At 62.8% G+C, this 16,415-nt stretch carries 13 protein-coding genes; 7 read left to right on the forward strand and 6 right to left on the reverse strand.

All coding sequences use genetic code 11. The features are described from left to right. Positions 1-50 precede the first annotated feature (50 nt). Complete coding sequence (locus ACL9RJ_RS01325; protein WP_017128578.1) at positions 51-1,157, reverse strand: ABC transporter ATP-binding protein; 1,107 nt, start codon at positions 1,155-1,157, stop codon at positions 51-53. Next, complete coding sequence (locus ACL9RJ_RS01330) at positions 1,157-2,548, reverse strand: aminotransferase (RefSeq protein WP_422764777.1); 1,392 nt, start codon at positions 2,546-2,548, stop codon at positions 1,157-1,159. Before ACL9RJ_RS01330 ends, ACL9RJ_RS01325 begins: the two co-directional genes overlap by 1 nt. Positions 2,549-2,735: 187 nt before the next feature. Here ACL9RJ_RS01330 and ACL9RJ_RS01335 point away from each other — a divergent pair, with 187 nt between their 5' ends. The 4 genes from ACL9RJ_RS01335 to ACL9RJ_RS01350 all read left to right on the forward strand — a co-directional run bounded on the left by ACL9RJ_RS01335 (position 2,736) and on the right by ACL9RJ_RS01350 (position 6,709). Then, positions 2,736-3,620 (forward strand): transketolase, encoded by an 885-nt coding sequence (locus ACL9RJ_RS01335; protein ID WP_177108000.1) that lies wholly within the window; start codon positions 2,736-2,738, stop codon positions 3,618-3,620. Continuing rightward, complete coding sequence (locus ACL9RJ_RS01340) at positions 3,617-4,627, forward strand: transketolase family protein (protein ID WP_422764778.1); 1,011 nt, start codon at positions 3,617-3,619, stop codon at positions 4,625-4,627. The genes ACL9RJ_RS01335 and ACL9RJ_RS01340 overlap by 4 nt, the downstream gene beginning before the upstream one ends. Next, a complete protein-coding gene (locus ACL9RJ_RS01345; RefSeq protein ID WP_422764779.1) occupies positions 4,617-5,900 on the forward strand; it encodes an aspartate aminotransferase family protein in 1,284 nt (427 codons plus the stop codon). Before ACL9RJ_RS01340 ends, ACL9RJ_RS01345 begins: the two co-directional genes overlap by 11 nt. Positions 5,901-6,034: 134 nt before the next feature. Further along, complete coding sequence (locus ACL9RJ_RS01350; RefSeq protein WP_177082753.1) at positions 6,035-6,709, forward strand: FCD domain-containing protein; 675 nt, start codon at positions 6,035-6,037, stop codon at positions 6,707-6,709. Between the two features lie 2 nt (positions 6,710-6,711). Here the strand turns inward: ACL9RJ_RS01350 and ACL9RJ_RS01355 are convergent, their stop codons facing one another. Continuing rightward, entirely contained in the window at positions 6,712-7,971 is a 1,260-nt protein-coding gene (locus tag ACL9RJ_RS01355; protein WP_422764934.1) for an MFS transporter, read from the reverse strand. A 258-nt stretch (positions 7,972-8,229) separates the two neighbouring features. Between ACL9RJ_RS01355 and ACL9RJ_RS01360 the strand changes: the two genes are divergently transcribed. Continuing rightward, positions 8,230-9,357, forward strand: a complete 1,128-nt coding sequence (locus ACL9RJ_RS01360) for an MFS transporter (protein WP_017128571.1) — start codon at positions 8,230-8,232, stop codon at positions 9,355-9,357. 58 nt (positions 9,358-9,415) lie between these two features. Further along, entirely contained in the window at positions 9,416-10,516 is a 1,101-nt protein-coding gene (locus ACL9RJ_RS01365) for a LacI family DNA-binding transcriptional regulator (RefSeq protein ID WP_042936503.1), read from the forward strand. A 40-nt stretch (positions 10,517-10,556) separates the two neighbouring features. Here the strand turns inward: ACL9RJ_RS01365 and ACL9RJ_RS01370 are convergent, their stop codons facing one another. From ACL9RJ_RS01370 to ACL9RJ_RS01380, 3 genes are read right to left on the reverse strand one after another with little or no spacing between them, the layout of a single operon-like run. Beyond that, complete coding sequence (locus tag ACL9RJ_RS01370) at positions 10,557-12,155, reverse strand: FAD-dependent oxidoreductase (RefSeq protein WP_422764780.1); 1,599 nt, start codon at positions 12,153-12,155, stop codon at positions 10,557-10,559. A 17-nt stretch (positions 12,156-12,172) separates the two neighbouring features. After that, the gene (locus tag ACL9RJ_RS01375; RefSeq protein WP_177117963.1) at positions 12,173-13,960 is read right to left on the reverse strand and encodes a thiamine pyrophosphate-binding protein; all 1,788 of its coding nucleotides are present in this window, start codon (positions 13,958-13,960) and stop codon (positions 12,173-12,175) included. Then, positions 13,957-14,682, reverse strand: a complete 726-nt coding sequence (locus ACL9RJ_RS01380) for a ThuA domain-containing protein (RefSeq protein ID WP_177117962.1) — start codon at positions 14,680-14,682, stop codon at positions 13,957-13,959. Before ACL9RJ_RS01380 ends, ACL9RJ_RS01375 begins: the two co-directional genes overlap by 4 nt. A gap of 391 nt (positions 14,683-15,073) precedes the next feature. Between ACL9RJ_RS01380 and hisD the strand changes: the two genes are divergently transcribed. Next, a complete protein-coding gene (gene hisD, locus ACL9RJ_RS01385; RefSeq protein ID WP_017128566.1) occupies positions 15,074-16,357 on the forward strand; it encodes a histidinol dehydrogenase in 1,284 nt (427 codons plus the stop codon). The last annotated feature ends 58 nt before the right edge of the window (positions 16,358-16,415 follow it).

Below are 16,415 nucleotides of genomic sequence, written 5' to 3' on the forward strand. Positions count from 1 at the left end.
CTCGGGTCATTGTTATTTTCGAGACTTTGGGTTTGGGGGCGTGCGCGGGATCAGGTCAGTTCGAATAGATGGGCGTCTTCGGTACTCCAGTCAAAGCCAGTGATCTGGCCGGGTTGCAGTTGTTTGGAAGCGAGATTGTTGGCGACTTTCACAATCAGCGGTTGCTGGTTGTCCAGGCGCAGATGCACCCGCAGGTGATCGCCCAGATAGACGCTGTCGGTCACGGTGGCTTGCCAGGGCATGGCCGCGGCGGGCCCCAGGCGGATGTTCTCGGGGCGGATGACCAATTCCACGCGCTCCGGCCGGCGACCGTTCAGGGCCTTCGCCGAGCCGCTGACCTGCAGGCCGTTCTCCAGGGTCACCTGGCAGACCTGGTTGTCGAGGCTGCGGGCGGTTCCAACCAGGACGTTGTTTTCGCCGATGAAGTTGGCGACATAGGCGTTTTCCGGATGTTCGTACAGGGCGGTCGGCGAGCCGATCTGCGCGATATCGCCCTGGTGGAAGACGGCCACCCGATCCGACATGGTCAGCGCTTCGCTCTGGTCGTGGGTCACGTAGACGATGGTGACGCCCAGGGACTTGTGCAGTTGCTTGATCTCGTACTGCATGTGCTCGCGCAGGTTCTTGTCCAGGGCGCCGAGGGGTTCGTCCATCAGGATGATTTCCGGTTCGAAGACCATGGCCCTGGCCAGCGCCACGCGTTGTTGCTGGCCGCCGGAGAGTTCGGTGATGCGCCGCTGCTGCATGCCATGCAGTTGCACCATGTCGATGGCGCGCTTGACCTTGGCTTGCAGGTCGCTGCGGTTCAGGCCGCGCATCCTCAGCGGGTAGGCCAGGTTTTCTTCGACGCTCATATGGGGGAACAGGGCGTAGTTCTGGAACACCATGCCCATGCCGCGTTGATGGGCCGGCTTTTTCTGGATCGGCGTGCCGCCCATGCGGATTTCGCCACGGGTCGGGGTTTCGAAACCGGCGAGCATCATCAGCGTCGTGGTCTTGCCGGAGCCCGAGGCGCCCAGCAAGGTCAGGAACTCGCCACGACTGATGCCCAGGTTGAGGTCCTTGATGACCAGGGACTTGCCGTCATAGCTTTTCTGCACGCCCTTGAATTCGATCAGCGGTTCGGTGGTATGAGGTACATCGGCCTTGGCGTTCATCACAGCGACAACCCATTGGCGACAGCGACGATATCCAGCGCGCGGGTCAGGCGTGCCACCAGTTCGACAATTTCCTCGGCTTCGATGATGAAGGGCGGGGCCAGGGCAATCGAGTCGCCCATGTTGCGCACGATCAGTCCCTGTTCGCGGGTGGCCCGTTCGACCTGGGCGCCTATGTTGACGGAGGCGGCGAAGGAGGCGCGGGTGTGTTGGTCGGCGACCAGTTCCAGCCCGGCCACCAGGCCGATTCCGCGGATTTCACCGATCAGCGGGTGCTGTAGCAGCGGTGCCAGTTGCCGGTGCAGGACGCGCCCCATCTCCCGGGTGTGCTGCGGCAGGTCCATTTCCTGATAGATCGTCAGGGTTTCCAGGGCTACTGCCGCTGCCACCGGGTGCCCGGAATAGGTGAAACCATGGCCGAAGCCGCCCAGTTGCTGGCTCTGCTCCTCGACGGCCTGGTAGACGTGGCCCGCGACGACGACGCAGGAGATGGGCTGATAACCGGACGACAGGCTTTTGGCACAGGCCATCATGTCGGGGGCGAAACCCAGGGTCTGATGGCCGAACCACTGCCCCGTGCGCCCGAAGCCGCAGATGATTTCGTCGGCCAGGAACAGGATGTCGTGCTTTTTCAGCAGTACCTGCACGCCGGCGAAATAACCGGGTGGCGGCACGATCACTCCGCCGGCGCCCATGACCGGCTCGGAAATGAAGGCGGCAATGTTTTCCGGGCCAGCGGCTTCGATGCGCTGTTCCAGTTCCAGCAGCAAGCGTTGGGTGAACTGCGCTTCGCTTTCACCCTCGACCCCGTGGCGATAGAAATGCGGGCACTGCACGTGCAGCACGCTGTTTTCCAGGGGCAGGCCGAAGGCTGCGTGCATGTTGGGCAGCCCGGACAGGCTGGCCCCCATGACCGTCGATCCGTGGAAACCCTTCTGATGGGCAATGATCAGGCGCTTGCGGCTATTGCCCCGTGCGCGGTGGTAGGCCCAGGCCAGCTTGATCATCGAGTCGTTGGCTTCCGAGCCCGAACAGGCAAAGAACACCTTGGGCTGTTCGAAGGGAACCAGGCCGGCGATACGTTCGGCCAGCTGCGCGACCACGTTCGGCACCCGGTGGTTGAAGGTGTGGTAGTAGGGCAGGACTTCCATCTGTCGCTGTGCCGCCCGCACCAGCCGCGCATTGGAGAATCCAAGCCCGGCACACCAGAGTCCCGACATCCCTTCGATGTAGTCGCGGCCGTGTTCATCGATCACATGAATCCCTGATCCACGCTCGATAACCAGCGGGCCTTGCTGCTGATGCGCCCGCAGATTGGTCTGCGAATGCAGGTGGAAGCGCACGTCCGTGCGGGCCAGTTCGGTTAGGGGGAGGGTGGTTTCCTGCATCATGACAAGCCTCGTTTGGCGTTACTGATCACTTATAACTTATATGATTGGCATTGAAATGGATGTCGCGCAAGCCCTCGGCGATAAAAAATAAAAACGCCAGGCGGTGGTTGATTCTACAAAATATAACTTATAAGTTGTAAGAAGAAGGCCATTTCAGGCCTCGATCAACCCACTCAGGAGTGCCCTCATGCCCGCTGCAAATCTTGCGGTTCGTGATCCCGTAACGCCGTTGACGCCCGAGCAGATTGCTCACTTGAAGGAGCGCGCACTGTTCGTGCGCCTGGAAACGGTGCGGCTGATTTCCATCGCCAAGGTCGGCCACTACACCTCGGTGTTTTCCTGTGCCGAGATTTTTTCCGCGCTGTACTACGACGCCATGCGCCTCAAGCGCGGCGAGCCGAAATGGCCTGAGCGGGACCGCTTCCTGATGGGCAAGGGCCACGCTGCCGTGGGGCTCTACCCGTTGCTGGCCGACTGGGATTTCTTCGACAAGTCCTGGCTCGATGACTACACCCGGCTGGGCAGTCCGCTGGGAGATCACCCGGACATGCGCAAGGTGCCGGGCGTGGATTTCAGCTCCGGCTCCATCGGTCACGCCTTGTCTGGCGGTCTGGGCATGGCCCTGGGTGGACGGCTGCGGGGCAAGGCATTCGATGTCTATGTGTTGCTGGGCGACGGCGAGATGCAGGAGGGGCAGGTCTGGGAGGCCGCCCTGGCCGCCGCGCACCACAAGACCGGCAACCTGATCGCCATTGTAGACCGCAACGGCTATCAGCTCGATGGCAAGGTCGATGACGTGGTCGGCATCGAACCGCTCGCCGACAAATGGCGGGCGTTTGGCTGGGACGTGCGCGAGGTGGACGGCCATGACGTCGCCGCCGTTGCCCTGCTGTTGCGCGAACTGAAGGCCGAGCCTGAACGCGAGCGTCCCGTCTGCGTGATCGCGCTGACATCCAAGGGCAAAGGCGTGGAGTACATGGAAACCGAACCCGGATGGCACCTGGGCTGGCTCGCGCCAGAAGATGAAGCGCTTGCCATCGAAGAAATCAAAGCCAAAGGAGGTGTCCAATGAGTGCGCCCATCAACCCCGATAGCTGGCAATACCGCCAGCTGAACGCAATCAATCCGGGGCTCAACTACCTTTCCGAAGGCCTGATCGATCTGGTTGCCCAAGGGCATGCGATTGCCGTCGGCACGGCGGATCTCCAGTACTCCAACGGTCTCAACCGGTTTGTCGAGAAGCACCCGGAACTGTTCATCCAGTTCGGTATCGCCGAGCAGAACATGGTGTCCGCCGCGGCGGGGATCGCCACCACCGACACCATGCCGTTCGTGGCCACCTTCGCGTCGTTCCTGGCGTTGTTGTGCTGCGAGCAGATCCGCATGGACGTCGCCTATTCGGCCCTGCCGGTGCGCCTGATCGGTCACCACGCCGGCATCAGCCTCGGTTTCTACGGCACCTCGCACCACGCGACGGAAGACATCGCGATCATGCGCAGCATCGCCGACCTGACGGTGGTCGCGCCGGCCGATGGCCCGCAGTTGGCCGCGGCGATCCGTGCCTCGATTGACCATCCGCAGCCGATCTATTTCCGCATAGGCCGTGGTCAGGAACCCAACGTCTATCCGGACGATGTTACTTTCGAGTTCGGCAAAGCCATCGTTCATTCCACCGGTCGCGATGTGACCCTGATTGCCACCGGCTCCATGCTTCACCCCACGCTGCAGGCCGCCAAGGCGCTGACGGCGAGTGGCGTGTCCGTCGGGGTCATCGACATGCACACGCTCAAGCCGATCGACCGGGACGCCATCTTGAGCGCTGCCGAAGGCTCGAACCTGCTGATCACAGTCGAGGAACACAATGTGCTCGGCGGATTGGGTGGTGCTGTCGCGGAAGTGCTGACGGAGGAAGGGGCCGGGGTCCGTCTGGTGCGCCACGGTATTTATGACGAATACAGTTTGATCGCACCGCCGACGCACCTTTATCGGCACTACCGTCTGGACGCCACCGGCATCGAGGGCGTCGCGCGTGAAGCGCTGGCGAAAGTGAAGAGCGCAGGGGGCCATCATGTCGGTTAATCAATCGTTGTATGCCCGTGCGGAAAAAGTGCTGCCCGGAGGGCATCTGAGTCCAAGCCGCAAGCTGGGCCAGCCCTATGCGTTTGTGCGGGCCGAAGGCGCCTATCTGTTTGACGCCGACGGCCAGCGCCATACCGATTTCCACTGCGGGTTCGGTGCCCACGTTCTCGGGCATGGGCACCCGGCGATTCGCGAGCGTGTGTATGAGGTCACGCAGCGTATCGACCTGATCGGCGCGGGGATCACCGACCTTGAAGTCGAGGTGGCCGAGGCCCTGGTCCATTACATCCCCTGTGCCGAACAGATTGCCTTCTGCAACAGCGGTTCCGAGGCGACCTACCATGCCTTGCGGCTTGCGCGAGCGGCCACGGGCAGAAAGCGCATCATCAAGTTCCAGGGCGGTTATCACGGCTGGCACGACTACGTGGCGATGAACGGCCAGACCGCCAGGGAACGGATCGGCCAGTTCGATCCCATGTCCGACGGGATCCTGCGGGCCGCCGCCGACTTCACCACGGTCCTGCCGTACAACGACGCCGAGGCGGTCGAGCGGTTTCTCAAGGCCCACCCCGGGGAGGTGGCCGCCATCATCGTCGAGCCTATCGCTCACAACATGGGCTCGGTGGCGGCCACGGACGCCTTCCTCAAGGATCTGCGCAGGCTGACCACGGATCATGGCGTGGTCCTCGTTTTCGACGAGGTCATCACCGGTTTTCGTCATGCGCTGGGCGGTTATCAGTCGATCGTCGGCGTCACGCCCGACCTGGCGACCTTTGGCAAAGCCGCCTCGTCGGGGTATCCGGTCGGCTTTATCGCCGGCAAGCGCGAACTGATGCACCTGATCGGCGAGAGCGGCGCCAGGGGCGTGTTCATGGGCGGCACCTGCAACGGCACGCCATCGACGCTGGCCGCGGTCCAGGCGACCCTCGAGGAGTTGGCGCGTCCGGGAACCTATGAAAAGCTGTTTGCCCTGGGCGACTACATGCGCGCGCAGTTGAACGCCATCGTGCAACGGCTGGGCATTCCCGCGCAGAGCGCCGGTTATGGTTCGGCCTGGCTGCTGTATTTTTTCGAAGGGCCCTACAGTCAGTACACCGACCTGCTGCGCAACGACGACAGGCGCGACATGGCGTTTCGTCGACGCCTGATCGAGCGGCATCACATCTTTCAGCCGCTGCAACTCAAGCGTCTGTATCTCTCGACGGCACACACCCGCGAGATCCTCGATGAGTCGCTGGATGTGATCGAGAGTGTCCTGGCCTCGTTGGCCTGACCGTTGCTTCGGCGAGGCGGCACGTGCGCGAAACACGGCGCATTTGTTGCCTCGTCTCTGGCAGGACTGCATGGCTTATATGTTATAAGTGGTGTCTTATCGCGACCCAAGACCGCAGCTATCAGGAGTCAAGTGTGCAGATTCAACCCTTGGAGCAAGGCAATCTTTCAGCCCGGGCCTACTACTCGCTACGTGAAGGCTTGATCGCCGGAAATTTCCAACCGGGGGAACGGTTGGTCATGCAGGACCTGGCCGAGCGACTGGGTACCAGTGTCACGCCCGTCAGGGAAGCCTGCCTGCGCCTGGTCAGCGAACGTGGCCTGGAACTGCGCTCCGGCCGGTTCGCGACAGTGCCGGCGCTGACTCGCGAGCGCTACCTGGAAGTGCGTACCATCCGTATCGCCCTGGAAGGGCTGGCGGCGGAAATGGCCACCCAGCATGTCACCGAGGCCGACCTGCAGAAGCTCGCGCAACTGCACAGTCTGTTCGAAGAAGCCGACCGCAAGAACGACGGTCTCGCGGCGATGCATCACAACCGCGAGTTCCACTTCACCCTGTATCGCCTGTCCGGAATGGACATGCTCACCGCCCAGATCGAAGGGCTGTGGGTTTCCATGGGGCCGATACTGAATCTGTTCTACACCTTCGGCCACAACTCCTACATCGGTGCCGACGAGCACCTGGTGCTGATGGAAGCGCTGCGGGACAAGAAACCGGCCAAGGCCCGCAAGGCCATTGCCGATGACATCTTGCGGGGCGGGGTCAGCATCTTGAAGTTCATTGATGAAAAGGAAAAAAGACCGGCCTGACCTTACAAGGCATTGGTTTGCGCCTTTGCACAGGCGACGGCTTTCGGCTTGCGCATCAGCAGCGGGCCGAATGTCGCCAGCAGGCCGAGCATGATCAACGGGAAGAACATCAACCGACCCAGGCCAAGATGGCTGACGATCAGGGTGATCACCGCAGGCCCCACCAGCATCCCGGAAAAGCCGATGCAGTTGACGATGCCGATGTTGCGCCCGGCATGCTGGGGATCCCTGCGCCCGGCGGCGGAGATCATCAGCGGGGCAATGCAGGAAAGACCCAGGCCAAACAGGGCGAAGCCGATAATGCCGGTCGTGGCGCTGCCGCCGACGAGGGTGATGATCATGCCGAGGACGCACAGCGTTCCGCAGGCGAAAACCACTTGCGCATTGCCGAACGCCGCCGCCAGCCGGTCACCGAAAAGACGCCCGACAAAGGCGGCGCCGACGAAGATGGAGACAGCCATGCCCGCCGTGGAAGTGGTCGTCGAGAACTCGCGGCGAATGTATTCCTGACCCCAGTCGGCAATGGCGTTCTCGCCCATCATGCTGCCCAGCAGCAGCGTGCCGAGGGCGATCATGACCAGCAGGGTCCTGGTCGAGGGCCCTTTGCCGGACTCATCGGCCACCCCGGCGTTGTGCCATTCGGCGGCCTGCGGGTCGGGCACATCATGCTTGCCCAGCAGCCAGCGACTCAATACACATCCCAGCACCAGCATGGCGATGCCCAGCAAGGTGTAGGGGACTTGTACGCTGTCGGTGTAGAAACCGGTCAACCCACTGCAGGCCATGCCCAGCAGGAAGCCGCCCAATGAATAGAACGCGTGGAAACCGGACATGATCGAGCGTTGGTAAAACCGCTCGACCTGCACGCCATGGGCATTCAGGGCGGTGTCCAGGGCGCCTCGCAACAGCCCGAGCAGCGTGCCGAAACACAGGGCGAACCAGAAGCCGCTGACATACCCCAGCGGGATGATCGAAAGGGGATAGGCCAGGGCGCCCACGGTGATGACCGGTTTGGCGCCAAAGGTGTCGAGCAGGCGGCCCACAAGCAGGGCGCCGGCCGCGGAACCGACGCCGACGCCCAGGGCGATCAGGCCGAAGTCGCTGTCACCCGGTTCCCCGGCGAGCCCCAGCTGGGCCCGGAATACGCTCACGCCCGTGGACCAGATGTACATCATGGCGCCGATCATCATGAAACCGAGAAACGTGGCGATACGTGCCTTGCGGATACGCGGGGGAACGGCGGTCTTCTGGATACGGTTTATCACGCTGCAGGGTCCCTTTTATTGTTGTTGGGTGATGATGCGGTTGCAGGTTTGCCATCAAAGTTATACGAATAACCTTTCGAAAAGTAAAACGTGTGGATCATGACCTGTCAACGCTTTTTGGACGGCCTGCATAACCTATGCACTGGGCTATTGGCCTAATGAATTGTTTTGGGTTATACGTATAACTCAAGTCGTTCAAGCGCAGGGGGTTGCGTGTCATCTCAAGAATTGGTTGTCCCGTGCGCCACGCCGCATATGTCGGCCTACCGGCTGACGTTTCTGATATCGGGTCTGTGCATGGGCGCCTGGGCGCCACTGGTGCCCTATGCGCGCAGCCGCGCCGGGGTCGATGATGGCGCGCTGGGCATCCTGTTGCTGTGCCTGGGCCTGGGCTCGCTGGTGATGATGCCGCTGGCCGGCATCCTCAACGCACGCAGGGGTTGCCGCTTCACCATGCACGTCGGCATCGCCCTGGTGCTGCTGACGTTGCCCATCCTTGCCACGATCGATTCATTCGTCGGCCTGATGTTCGCCCTGACGGTGTTCGGTGCCGGCTGTGGCGCGGTCGACGTGACGATGAATGTCCAGGGAGTGATGGTCGAGCGCGCCACCGGTCGCACCTTGATGTCGGGCTTTCATGGCTTGTTCAGCCTGGGCACGATTGTCAGTGCGGCGGGAATCACCGCCTTGCTCTGGCTAGGCGCCACGCCATTGCAGGCCAGCGCCGCGGTGATGGCGGCACTGGCGGCCTTTGTCCTGACCTGTGGGCGGCATATGCTCGGGCGCAGTGGCGACGAGGGCGGTCCGGCTTTTCTCAGGCCCAGCGCGAAAGTCCTGGTGCTGGGGGTGTTGTGCCTGTTCGCCTTTCTGGCGGAGGGCGCGATTCTCGACTGGAGCGCGGTGTTTCTCACCCAGGTGCGCGGCGTCGAACATTCCATTGGTGGCCTCGGCTACGCGGTCTTTGCCGTGATGATGGCGCTGGGGCGCTTGAATGGTGACCGCATCCTGCTCAGGCTCGGTCCGCGGACGGTGCTGGTCGGCGGCGGCCTGATCGTGATCCTCGGGTTCCTGGTGGTGGTGCTGGCGCCGAACTGGCTGGTCAACCTGGTGGGGTTCGCGGTCATCGGCACCGGCCTTGCCAACATCGCGCCGGTCTACCTGTCCCTGGCCGGCGCGCAACGGACGATGCCGGGCGAGTTGGCCATTGCCGCCGCCACCAGCCTCGGTTACCTCGGCATCCTCATGGGGCCGGCGGTCATCGGCCTGTTCGCCCACGCGACCAATCTGTCCTGGGCGCTGCTGGCCGTGGCCTCGTTGATGTTCGCAATCATGGGCAGTGCCACGCGACTGGTTCCGAAGGGTTCCCCGCAGCGGTTACACTGAGCGCAGTTACAGTTCAAGGACCTCGTCAGAGGTATTCAGAGAGAGTGGGAAGCAAGCGATGGCAGCCGTTTCAATGAAAGACGTAGCACTGGCGGCAGGGGTGTCCCAGCCTGCGGTGTCCTACGCCTACAATCGCCCCTCGAAGTTGTCCCCGGCGCAACGCGAGCACATCCTCGAGGTCGCCGCGTCACTCGGCTACCCGGGCCCGAATGTCCTCGGGCGCAGCCTGCGCTCGGGCAAGATCGGGGCCATCGGGCTGATGATGATGGACAAGTTGTCCCTGGCGTTTGCCGATCCGTGCACGATCGCCCTGTTGCGAGGTATCAGCGAAGTGGGGGAGCTGGAGAACGTCGCGCTGACGTTGTTCCCCCTCAACAACAACCGCCTGGTCGGGCGTGCCCAGGCCGCCAGTCACAGCAGCCTGGCGCTGCGCGGTCTGGTGGACGGGCTGATCATCTCGACCCTGCCCGATGATCATCCGGCGGTGCTGGCGGTGGTGAAGCAGAATATTCCGTTCGTGGTGATCGATTCGCCGCTGGTGGAGAATTCGTTTTTTGTCGGCATCGACGATCGCGGTGCAGCCCGCACTCAGATGCAACACCTGCTGGACCTGGGCCATCGCAAGATCGGCGTCATCATCGATCGCCTCAATCCGGACGGTTATCGCGGCCCTATCGATCGGCAACGCTTCAAGAGCGCCAGCGAGCGTATTGTCCGCGAACGTCTCACCGGTTATGTGGAGGCGGCCAGCGCCGCCGGGCTGGCTTTCGAGGACCTGAGCGTGATCGAGGCCGGTGGGCTGGATTCGACATCGGGGCAGACGGCGGCCTTCACGCTGCTGACGTCCAACGACGTCACCGCGGTGGTCGCCTGTTCGGATGTCATGGCGATCGCCTGCATGAAGACGGCCCACGCCCTCAATCGCCCGGTCCCGCAGACGCTTTCGGTGATCGGTTTCGACGATATTCCCGAAGCGGTGCAGCTTGGCCTGACCACCATCGCCCAGCCCATGGTGGAGAAGGGCCTCCACGCCGCCCGGCTGTTGACCGAGCAATTGAACGCGCCGGCCGATGCACCGTTGCAACCGCAGCAGAAGATATTCGCCACCCGCCTGGTGGTGCGCACGTCGACCCTCAGCGTGCAGCCGTCCGGCGCCTGAGCCCCTGAAAGCGGCGGTGTGAAGTTCACACCGCCTTTTCCTATTGCCCGGTCTTGAAATGCGCCGCCACCCTCAGGGCATTGGCGGCGATGGTCAGCGCCGGGTTGACCGCCGCGGATGACGGGAAGAACGAGCTGTCCACCACCCAGGCGTTGTCCAGGTCATGCAACTTGCAGTTCAGGTCCAGTACGCTGGTGGCCGGGTCGCGGCCCATGACGGCGGTGCCGCATTGGTGCGAGTTGGTGGCGATGCCCATGCGCGCCTTCAGGATCACCGGATAGCCCGCCGCGCGCATGATCTTGCTGGTCTTGTCGACCAGGCCTTCATGCGCCTGCAGGTTGTTCGGCGTCCAGTGGACCTTGATCGCGCCGCGCGCCTTGTCGTAGGTGACGCGGTTGTCCGGGGTCGGCAGATCCTCCGAGGTCAGGTACAGGTCGACGCTGTGGTCGGTGATGTAGCGTGAGGCGAACCTGGGCAGCCAGGGGCGCATCGCGGTGATCATCGGCTCGCGGATCTTCCCCAGCATCTGCACGTTACCCAGGGGGAACGCATTGTGGGGGCTGGCGCTGTACCAGTCGTTGATGGCCAGGGTCTTCTGGAAGGTCACCTTGTTCTTGCGCCGCGGGTCCACCGCGAGCATGAAGGTGCTGTTGTGGACCATGTAGTTGCGGCCCAGTTGCCCGGAGCTGTTGCCCAGGCCATCCGGATGCCTGGCGTTGGCCGACTTGAACAACAGCGCGGCACTGTTCACCGCGCCGCACGCCAGGACAAAGCGCGTGGCGCGCAAGGTCACCTCGCGGCCATCCATCACCCCTTGTGCCTCGGTGACGGTCCGGCCATCGGCGCTGGTATTCAACTGCCTGATCGTGGTGCGCGTCATCAGTCGGATGCTTGCACCCGCTAACGCGGGCCTCAGGGCCGACACTTCGGCATCGGCCTTGGCCTCCACCAGGCAGGGGTAGCCGTCGCAGGTGGAGCACAGCACGCAGCCACCGCCATCGCCATGGTCCACCGCCGCCGGCATCACGAAGGGCTTGAGCCCCGAGCGCCGCATGCTCTGCTCCAGCGCGAGCAGGGCCGGGTCGTGTCGCAGCGCCGGTTGCGGGTAGGGGCCCGAACGCCAGGGTTCGCTGGGGTCGATGCCGGCCTGGCCGTGGACGCGGTAAAGCCTTTCCGCTTCGGCATACCAGGGTTCGAACTCGGCGTAACTGATGGGCCATGCCGGGGACACGCCCTCGGCGTGCTGGATTTCGCCAAAGTCCGCCTCGCGAAATCGCGGCAGCATGGCGCCGTAGAACTTGGTATTGCCGCCGACGTAGTAGAACACGCCCGGCGAAAATGCCTGGTTGTCCCGGTCCAGCCAGGGCTCGGCGTTGCGGTAACGGCCTTGGCCGAACACCGATTCGGCGCTCCAGTTCTGGATCTCGCGGGGCAGGAAGTCGCCTCGCTCGACCACCACGACGTCCAGCCCGCTATCGCGCAGGGCATGGGCGAACGTCGAACCGCCCATGCCCGAGCCGATAATCACCACATCACAATTGACCGTGCCATCTGCATCAGGTGTCACCACGTCGAGGGCGCGGGGCGCCCTCGGTTGTGGCTTCAGCTCTGCATGATGCGAAATCAATGCATCACTCATTTGAGCCGCTCCAGCGCTTACAGGTGTTGTTCGGAGTTGCGGATTTCCCAGTATTCATCCTGGCGTTCGTCGGTGATGTACTCCGGAATCGGGAAGTCCCACCAGCCGGGCACCCAAGGGCCTGCGGCGTCGCGGTCGGTCGGGACTTCGATCAGCACGGGCACGTTGAGGTCCAGGGCTTCCTGCAGGATCGGCTCGAGGTCTTCCGGGCGTTCCACACGGTAGGACTTGAGGCCGAAGGCTTCGCCCACCGCCTTGAAGTCCGGGCTGTAGGGCGTACCGTCCGGGTGGTTGAACTCGGTGCCGATATGGCGACTGGTCTGCTTGCGCTGGCCACCGCGGATCGACATGTAGCCGGCGTTGTTCTGGATCATGAACACCACCGGGATGTTGTTGGTCACGCAGATCGCGATTTCCTGGGAAGTCATCAGGAAGTCACCGTCGCCCAGGATGCACACCACCGGTTGATCCGGCGCGGCCAGCTTGGCGCCGATGGCGGCGGGCACGGCCCAGCCCATGGAGGAGAAACCGCCGGAGGTCAGGTGCGTGCGCGGGGTGTACACCGGGAAGGTCTGCTTGACCGCGCCCTGGGTGTTGCCGGAACCGACGACCACGATGGTGTCGCGGGGGAAGACCTTGCGCAGCGCGCCCAGCGGGCGTTGCGAGGTAAACGGGAAACGCTCGGAATCGCGTCGGCCCGCCAGCTTGGTTTCCCATTCGTCCTGGTAGCCACGCAGGTCGCTCAGGTACGCCTCGCGTTCGACGCTCTGGCCTTTCAGGCCTTCGACGATAGCGGCCAGGGCATACCTGGCATCGGCGCAGATACCGACGGTCACCGGGTAGTTCTTGCCGATTTCGTGGGGGTCGATGTCGATGTGGATCAGCTTCGACGGCGGAATGGCAAAGGTCACGCCCTTGGCATAACTGGACGACGACCAGTCGGTGAAACGACAGCCCACGGCGATGATCACATCGGCGGTGGAGGCGACCTTGTTGCCGCACAGGGTGCCGGTCTGGCCGACGCTACCGGCGAACAACGGATGATCTTCCGGGAAGCCGCTCTTGCCGTTCCAGGTGGTGACCACCGGGATTTTCCAGGCTTCGGCAAGGGCGAACACTTCGGCGCTGGCTTCGCCGGTGATGACACCACCACCGATGACCAGCACCGGGCGCTGGCAGGCCTGCAGCTCTTGCACCGCCCGTGCCGTGGCGGCCGGGTCGGGGAAGCATTTGCCGATGGGGGTACGCTCTTCCAGGGCGTGGAGGGTCACCTCCGCGGCCTCGGCCTGGACATCCATCGGGATTTCCAGATGGACCGGACCGGGACGGCCGGTGACCATCGCGCTCCAGGCCCGGTGCATCATGAACGGCAGTTCTTCGACGCGGGTCGCCACCCAATGGCGCTTGGTCACGGCTTCGGCGATTTTCGGGAAGTCGTTATCGGTGTAGCGCTCCAGCTCCTGCAGCAAACCGTGGCCGCGCATGTGGGTGGGTGGCCCGCCGGTGATCAGCATCAGGCTGGTGGAGTCGGTGAACGCCGTGGCCATGCCGATCACTGTGTTGGCCGCACCGGCACCGATGGAAGTGACGGCCGCCATCGGCTTGCCGCACACCCGGTAGTAGCCGTCGGCGAGGTGTACCGCGCTCTGTTCATGGAAGACCTGGATGAACTTGAGCTTCGAGTCTTCCTCGAGGAAGGCATCGGTGAGGGTCCAGATACCGTGGCCAGGGATACCGGCGACGTATTCGACACCATAGTTTTTCAGGGTTTGCGCCACGATCTGGCTGCCGGTCAATTTGGTCATGACAGGACTCCTTGGGTTGATGAAGTCGGGTGGGATGCATTGGGGATGTCAGTGCCGGCGGCGCGTCCGCGGGTCGCCCAGTTCAGGCCCTGCTTGGTCAGGCGGCGGATATTCGGGTCGGCCAGGTTGCTGGTGTCGTGCCCGATGGAGTGATAGAACACCCGGCCTTCGCCCCACTGGCGCACCCAGGCCACGGGGCTGCGGTGGCCCTCCAGCCAGGGGAACGGGTTGCCGTCGAAGGTGGTTTCGGCCAGCACGTGGATGTTCGGATCGACCTGCATGTAGTACTGCTCGGAACGCACCTCGAAGTCCTCGACGCCTTGAGTGACCTCATGGCTGCGATCGATGAAGTTGACCTGGTACGGATGGGGAAAGCCTTCGCCCATCGGATGCTCGAGAAACGAGCCGCCCAGGACCCAGTGGTACTTGAGGCTGGCGCGAAAGGCCGCGCCCGCACCGTGCCAACCCACCAGCCCGGTGCCGCTCTCGATCGCCTGGAGCAGGCGGTTTTCCTGGGAGGCGGTCAGCGTCTCGGTGGTGACGGCGTTGTTCCAGCCGATCACGATCAGGTCATAACCGGTCAAGTCCCTGTCCAGGGTGAAGATATCGGTCGACTCCTCGACCTCGAAATCCAGCTCCTGGAAAACGGTCCGTGTCCATGCCGCGATTTCATAGGGGTAATGGCCGGGCCAGCCACCGAACAAATACAAGACTCGACTCACGGTTGGTCACCTCTTCAAGTGGGTGTGATTATTAGGTTATACGTATAACCGTTTATTTAAACTATCACTCCGAATTTCTAAGTCAATGGCTCTTTCATATTTTTCGTGCAGGCACCGTTTTGTGCTACGAATAGCCCTGTTTACTGGGATTTAACACCAAAGAAGGGCGGGGAATCATGCCGCTGGCATGGGGAGCCGGAGGTTTTTAAAAGAAAAAGTTATACGAATAACTTATTGGTCATTTGATGTGCTTCAACTGTGCGTCTGTGCTGCGTCAGGTTGCGTCATCAATAAGAGCGCTGCGAAATTGCCCGGGGCAGGGGGGTGGGAAAAGATGATCGCTGACGCCGAGTGCGTCTGGCATGCACTCAGAACCACCTGGAGTACGTTGATGATTCGTTATCTGAAAAAAAGCAAACCGGTCGAAGCCCAAGCCGAGATCGCCGCCCAAGTCCGCGATACCGTTGAGGAGATCATCGCCGACGTCGCCCGCAACGGTGACGCCGCCGTGCGTGAGTACTCGCGCAAGTTCGATAAGTGGTCGCCGGTGTCCTTTCGATTGACCGACGAAGAAATCGCGGCGTGTGTAGCGAGTCTGTCCGAACAGGAAATCGGCGATATCACCTTTGCCCAGGCCCAGGTACGCCGTTTTGCCGAAGTGCAGAAGGCATCCATGCACGATGTCGAGGTCGAAACCCTGCCAGGCGTGATCCTCGGGCACCGCAATATTCCGGTGAACTCGGTGGCCTGCTATATCCCGGGCGGGAAATACCCGTTGTTGGCCTCGGCCCATATGAGCGTGCTGACCGCCAAGGTGGCGGGGGTGAAGCGCGTGGTTGCCGCGGCGCCGCCCTTCGATGGCAAGCCCCATCCGGCCATCGTGACCGCCATGTACCTGGCCGGTGCCGATGAAATCTATTGCGTGGGCGGTGTGCAGGCGATTGCCGCGTTTGCCCTGGGCACCGACACCTTCAAACCGGTGGACATGATCGTCGGCCCGGGCAACGCCTATGTCGCCGAAGCCAAGCGGCAACTGTTCGGCAAGATCGGCATCGACCTGATCGCCGGCCCTACCGAGACCCTGGTGATCGCCGATGACAGCAGCGATGTCGAAATCATCGCCGCCGACCTGCTGGGCCAGGCCGAGCACGGTATCAACTCGCCCGCGGTGTTTCTCACCAACAGCGCCGGGCTGGCGGAAACCCTGCCGGCGGAAATCGAACGCCAACTGACCCTCCTGTCCACCGCGCCCGTGGCCTCGGTCGCCTGGCGTGACTACGGCGAGATCATCCTCTGCGACACCGTCGACGAGCTGGTGCAGGAAGCCGACCGCATAGCCTCCGAGCATGTGCAGGTGATGACCGAGGACCCGTTGTACTTCCTCAAGCACATGACCAACTACGGCGCGCTGTTCCTCGGCGAGCGTACCAACGTCTCCTACGGCGACAAGGTCATCGGCACCAACCACACCCTGCCCACCACCGGAACCGCGCGCTACACCGGCGGCCTGTGGGTTGGCAAGTTCATCAAGACCTGCACCTATCAGCGTGTGCTGACGGATGAAGCTTCGGTGCTGGTGGGCGAGTACTGCTCGCGCCTGTGCGGCATGGAAGGTTTCGCCGGGCACAAGGAGCAGGCCGATATCCGCATTCGTCGCTACCGGAAACCCGCTTGAGGCTTGTCACTCGGTAGCACCAGGCTCCCCACTTTGGGGAGCTTTTTTTTGCCTTCGG

Origin of the sequence: Pseudomonas sp. Mn2068 (assembly GCF_049319725.1) — a bacterium.
GTDB lineage: Bacteria > Pseudomonadota > Gammaproteobacteria > Pseudomonadales > Pseudomonadaceae > Aquipseudomonas > Aquipseudomonas gingeri.

What these genes read in the sequence shown, in the direction of transcription:
- ACL9RJ_RS01325 (WP_017128578.1), bottom strand. Translation starts at nt 1,157, where the DNA reads ATGAACGCCAAGGCCGATGTACCTCATACCACCGAACCGCTGATCGAA.
- ACL9RJ_RS01330 (WP_422764777.1), bottom strand. Translation starts at nt 2,548, where the DNA reads ATGATGCAGGAAACCACCCTCCCCCTAACCGAACTGGCCCGCACGGAC.
- ACL9RJ_RS01335 (WP_177108000.1), top strand. Translation starts at nt 2,736, where the DNA reads ATGCCCGCTGCAAATCTTGCGGTTCGTGATCCCGTAACGCCGTTGACG.
- ACL9RJ_RS01340 (WP_422764778.1), top strand. Translation starts at nt 3,617, where the DNA reads ATGAGTGCGCCCATCAACCCCGATAGCTGGCAATACCGCCAGCTGAAC.
- ACL9RJ_RS01345 (WP_422764779.1), top strand. Translation starts at nt 4,617, where the DNA reads ATGTCGGTTAATCAATCGTTGTATGCCCGTGCGGAAAAAGTGCTGCCC.
- ACL9RJ_RS01360 (WP_017128571.1), top strand. Translation starts at nt 8,230, where the DNA reads ATGTCGGCCTACCGGCTGACGTTTCTGATATCGGGTCTGTGCATGGGC.
- ACL9RJ_RS01365 (WP_042936503.1), top strand. Translation starts at nt 9,416, where the DNA reads ATGGCAGCCGTTTCAATGAAAGACGTAGCACTGGCGGCAGGGGTGTCC.
- ACL9RJ_RS01370 (WP_422764780.1), bottom strand. Translation starts at nt 12,155, where the DNA reads ATGAGTGATGCATTGATTTCGCATCATGCAGAGCTGAAGCCACAACCG.
- ACL9RJ_RS01375 (WP_177117963.1), bottom strand. Translation starts at nt 13,960, where the DNA reads ATGACCAAATTGACCGGCAGCCAGATCGTGGCGCAAACCCTGAAAAAC.
- hisD (WP_017128566.1), top strand. Translation starts at nt 15,074, where the DNA reads ATGATTCGTTATCTGAAAAAAAGCAAACCGGTCGAAGCCCAAGCCGAG.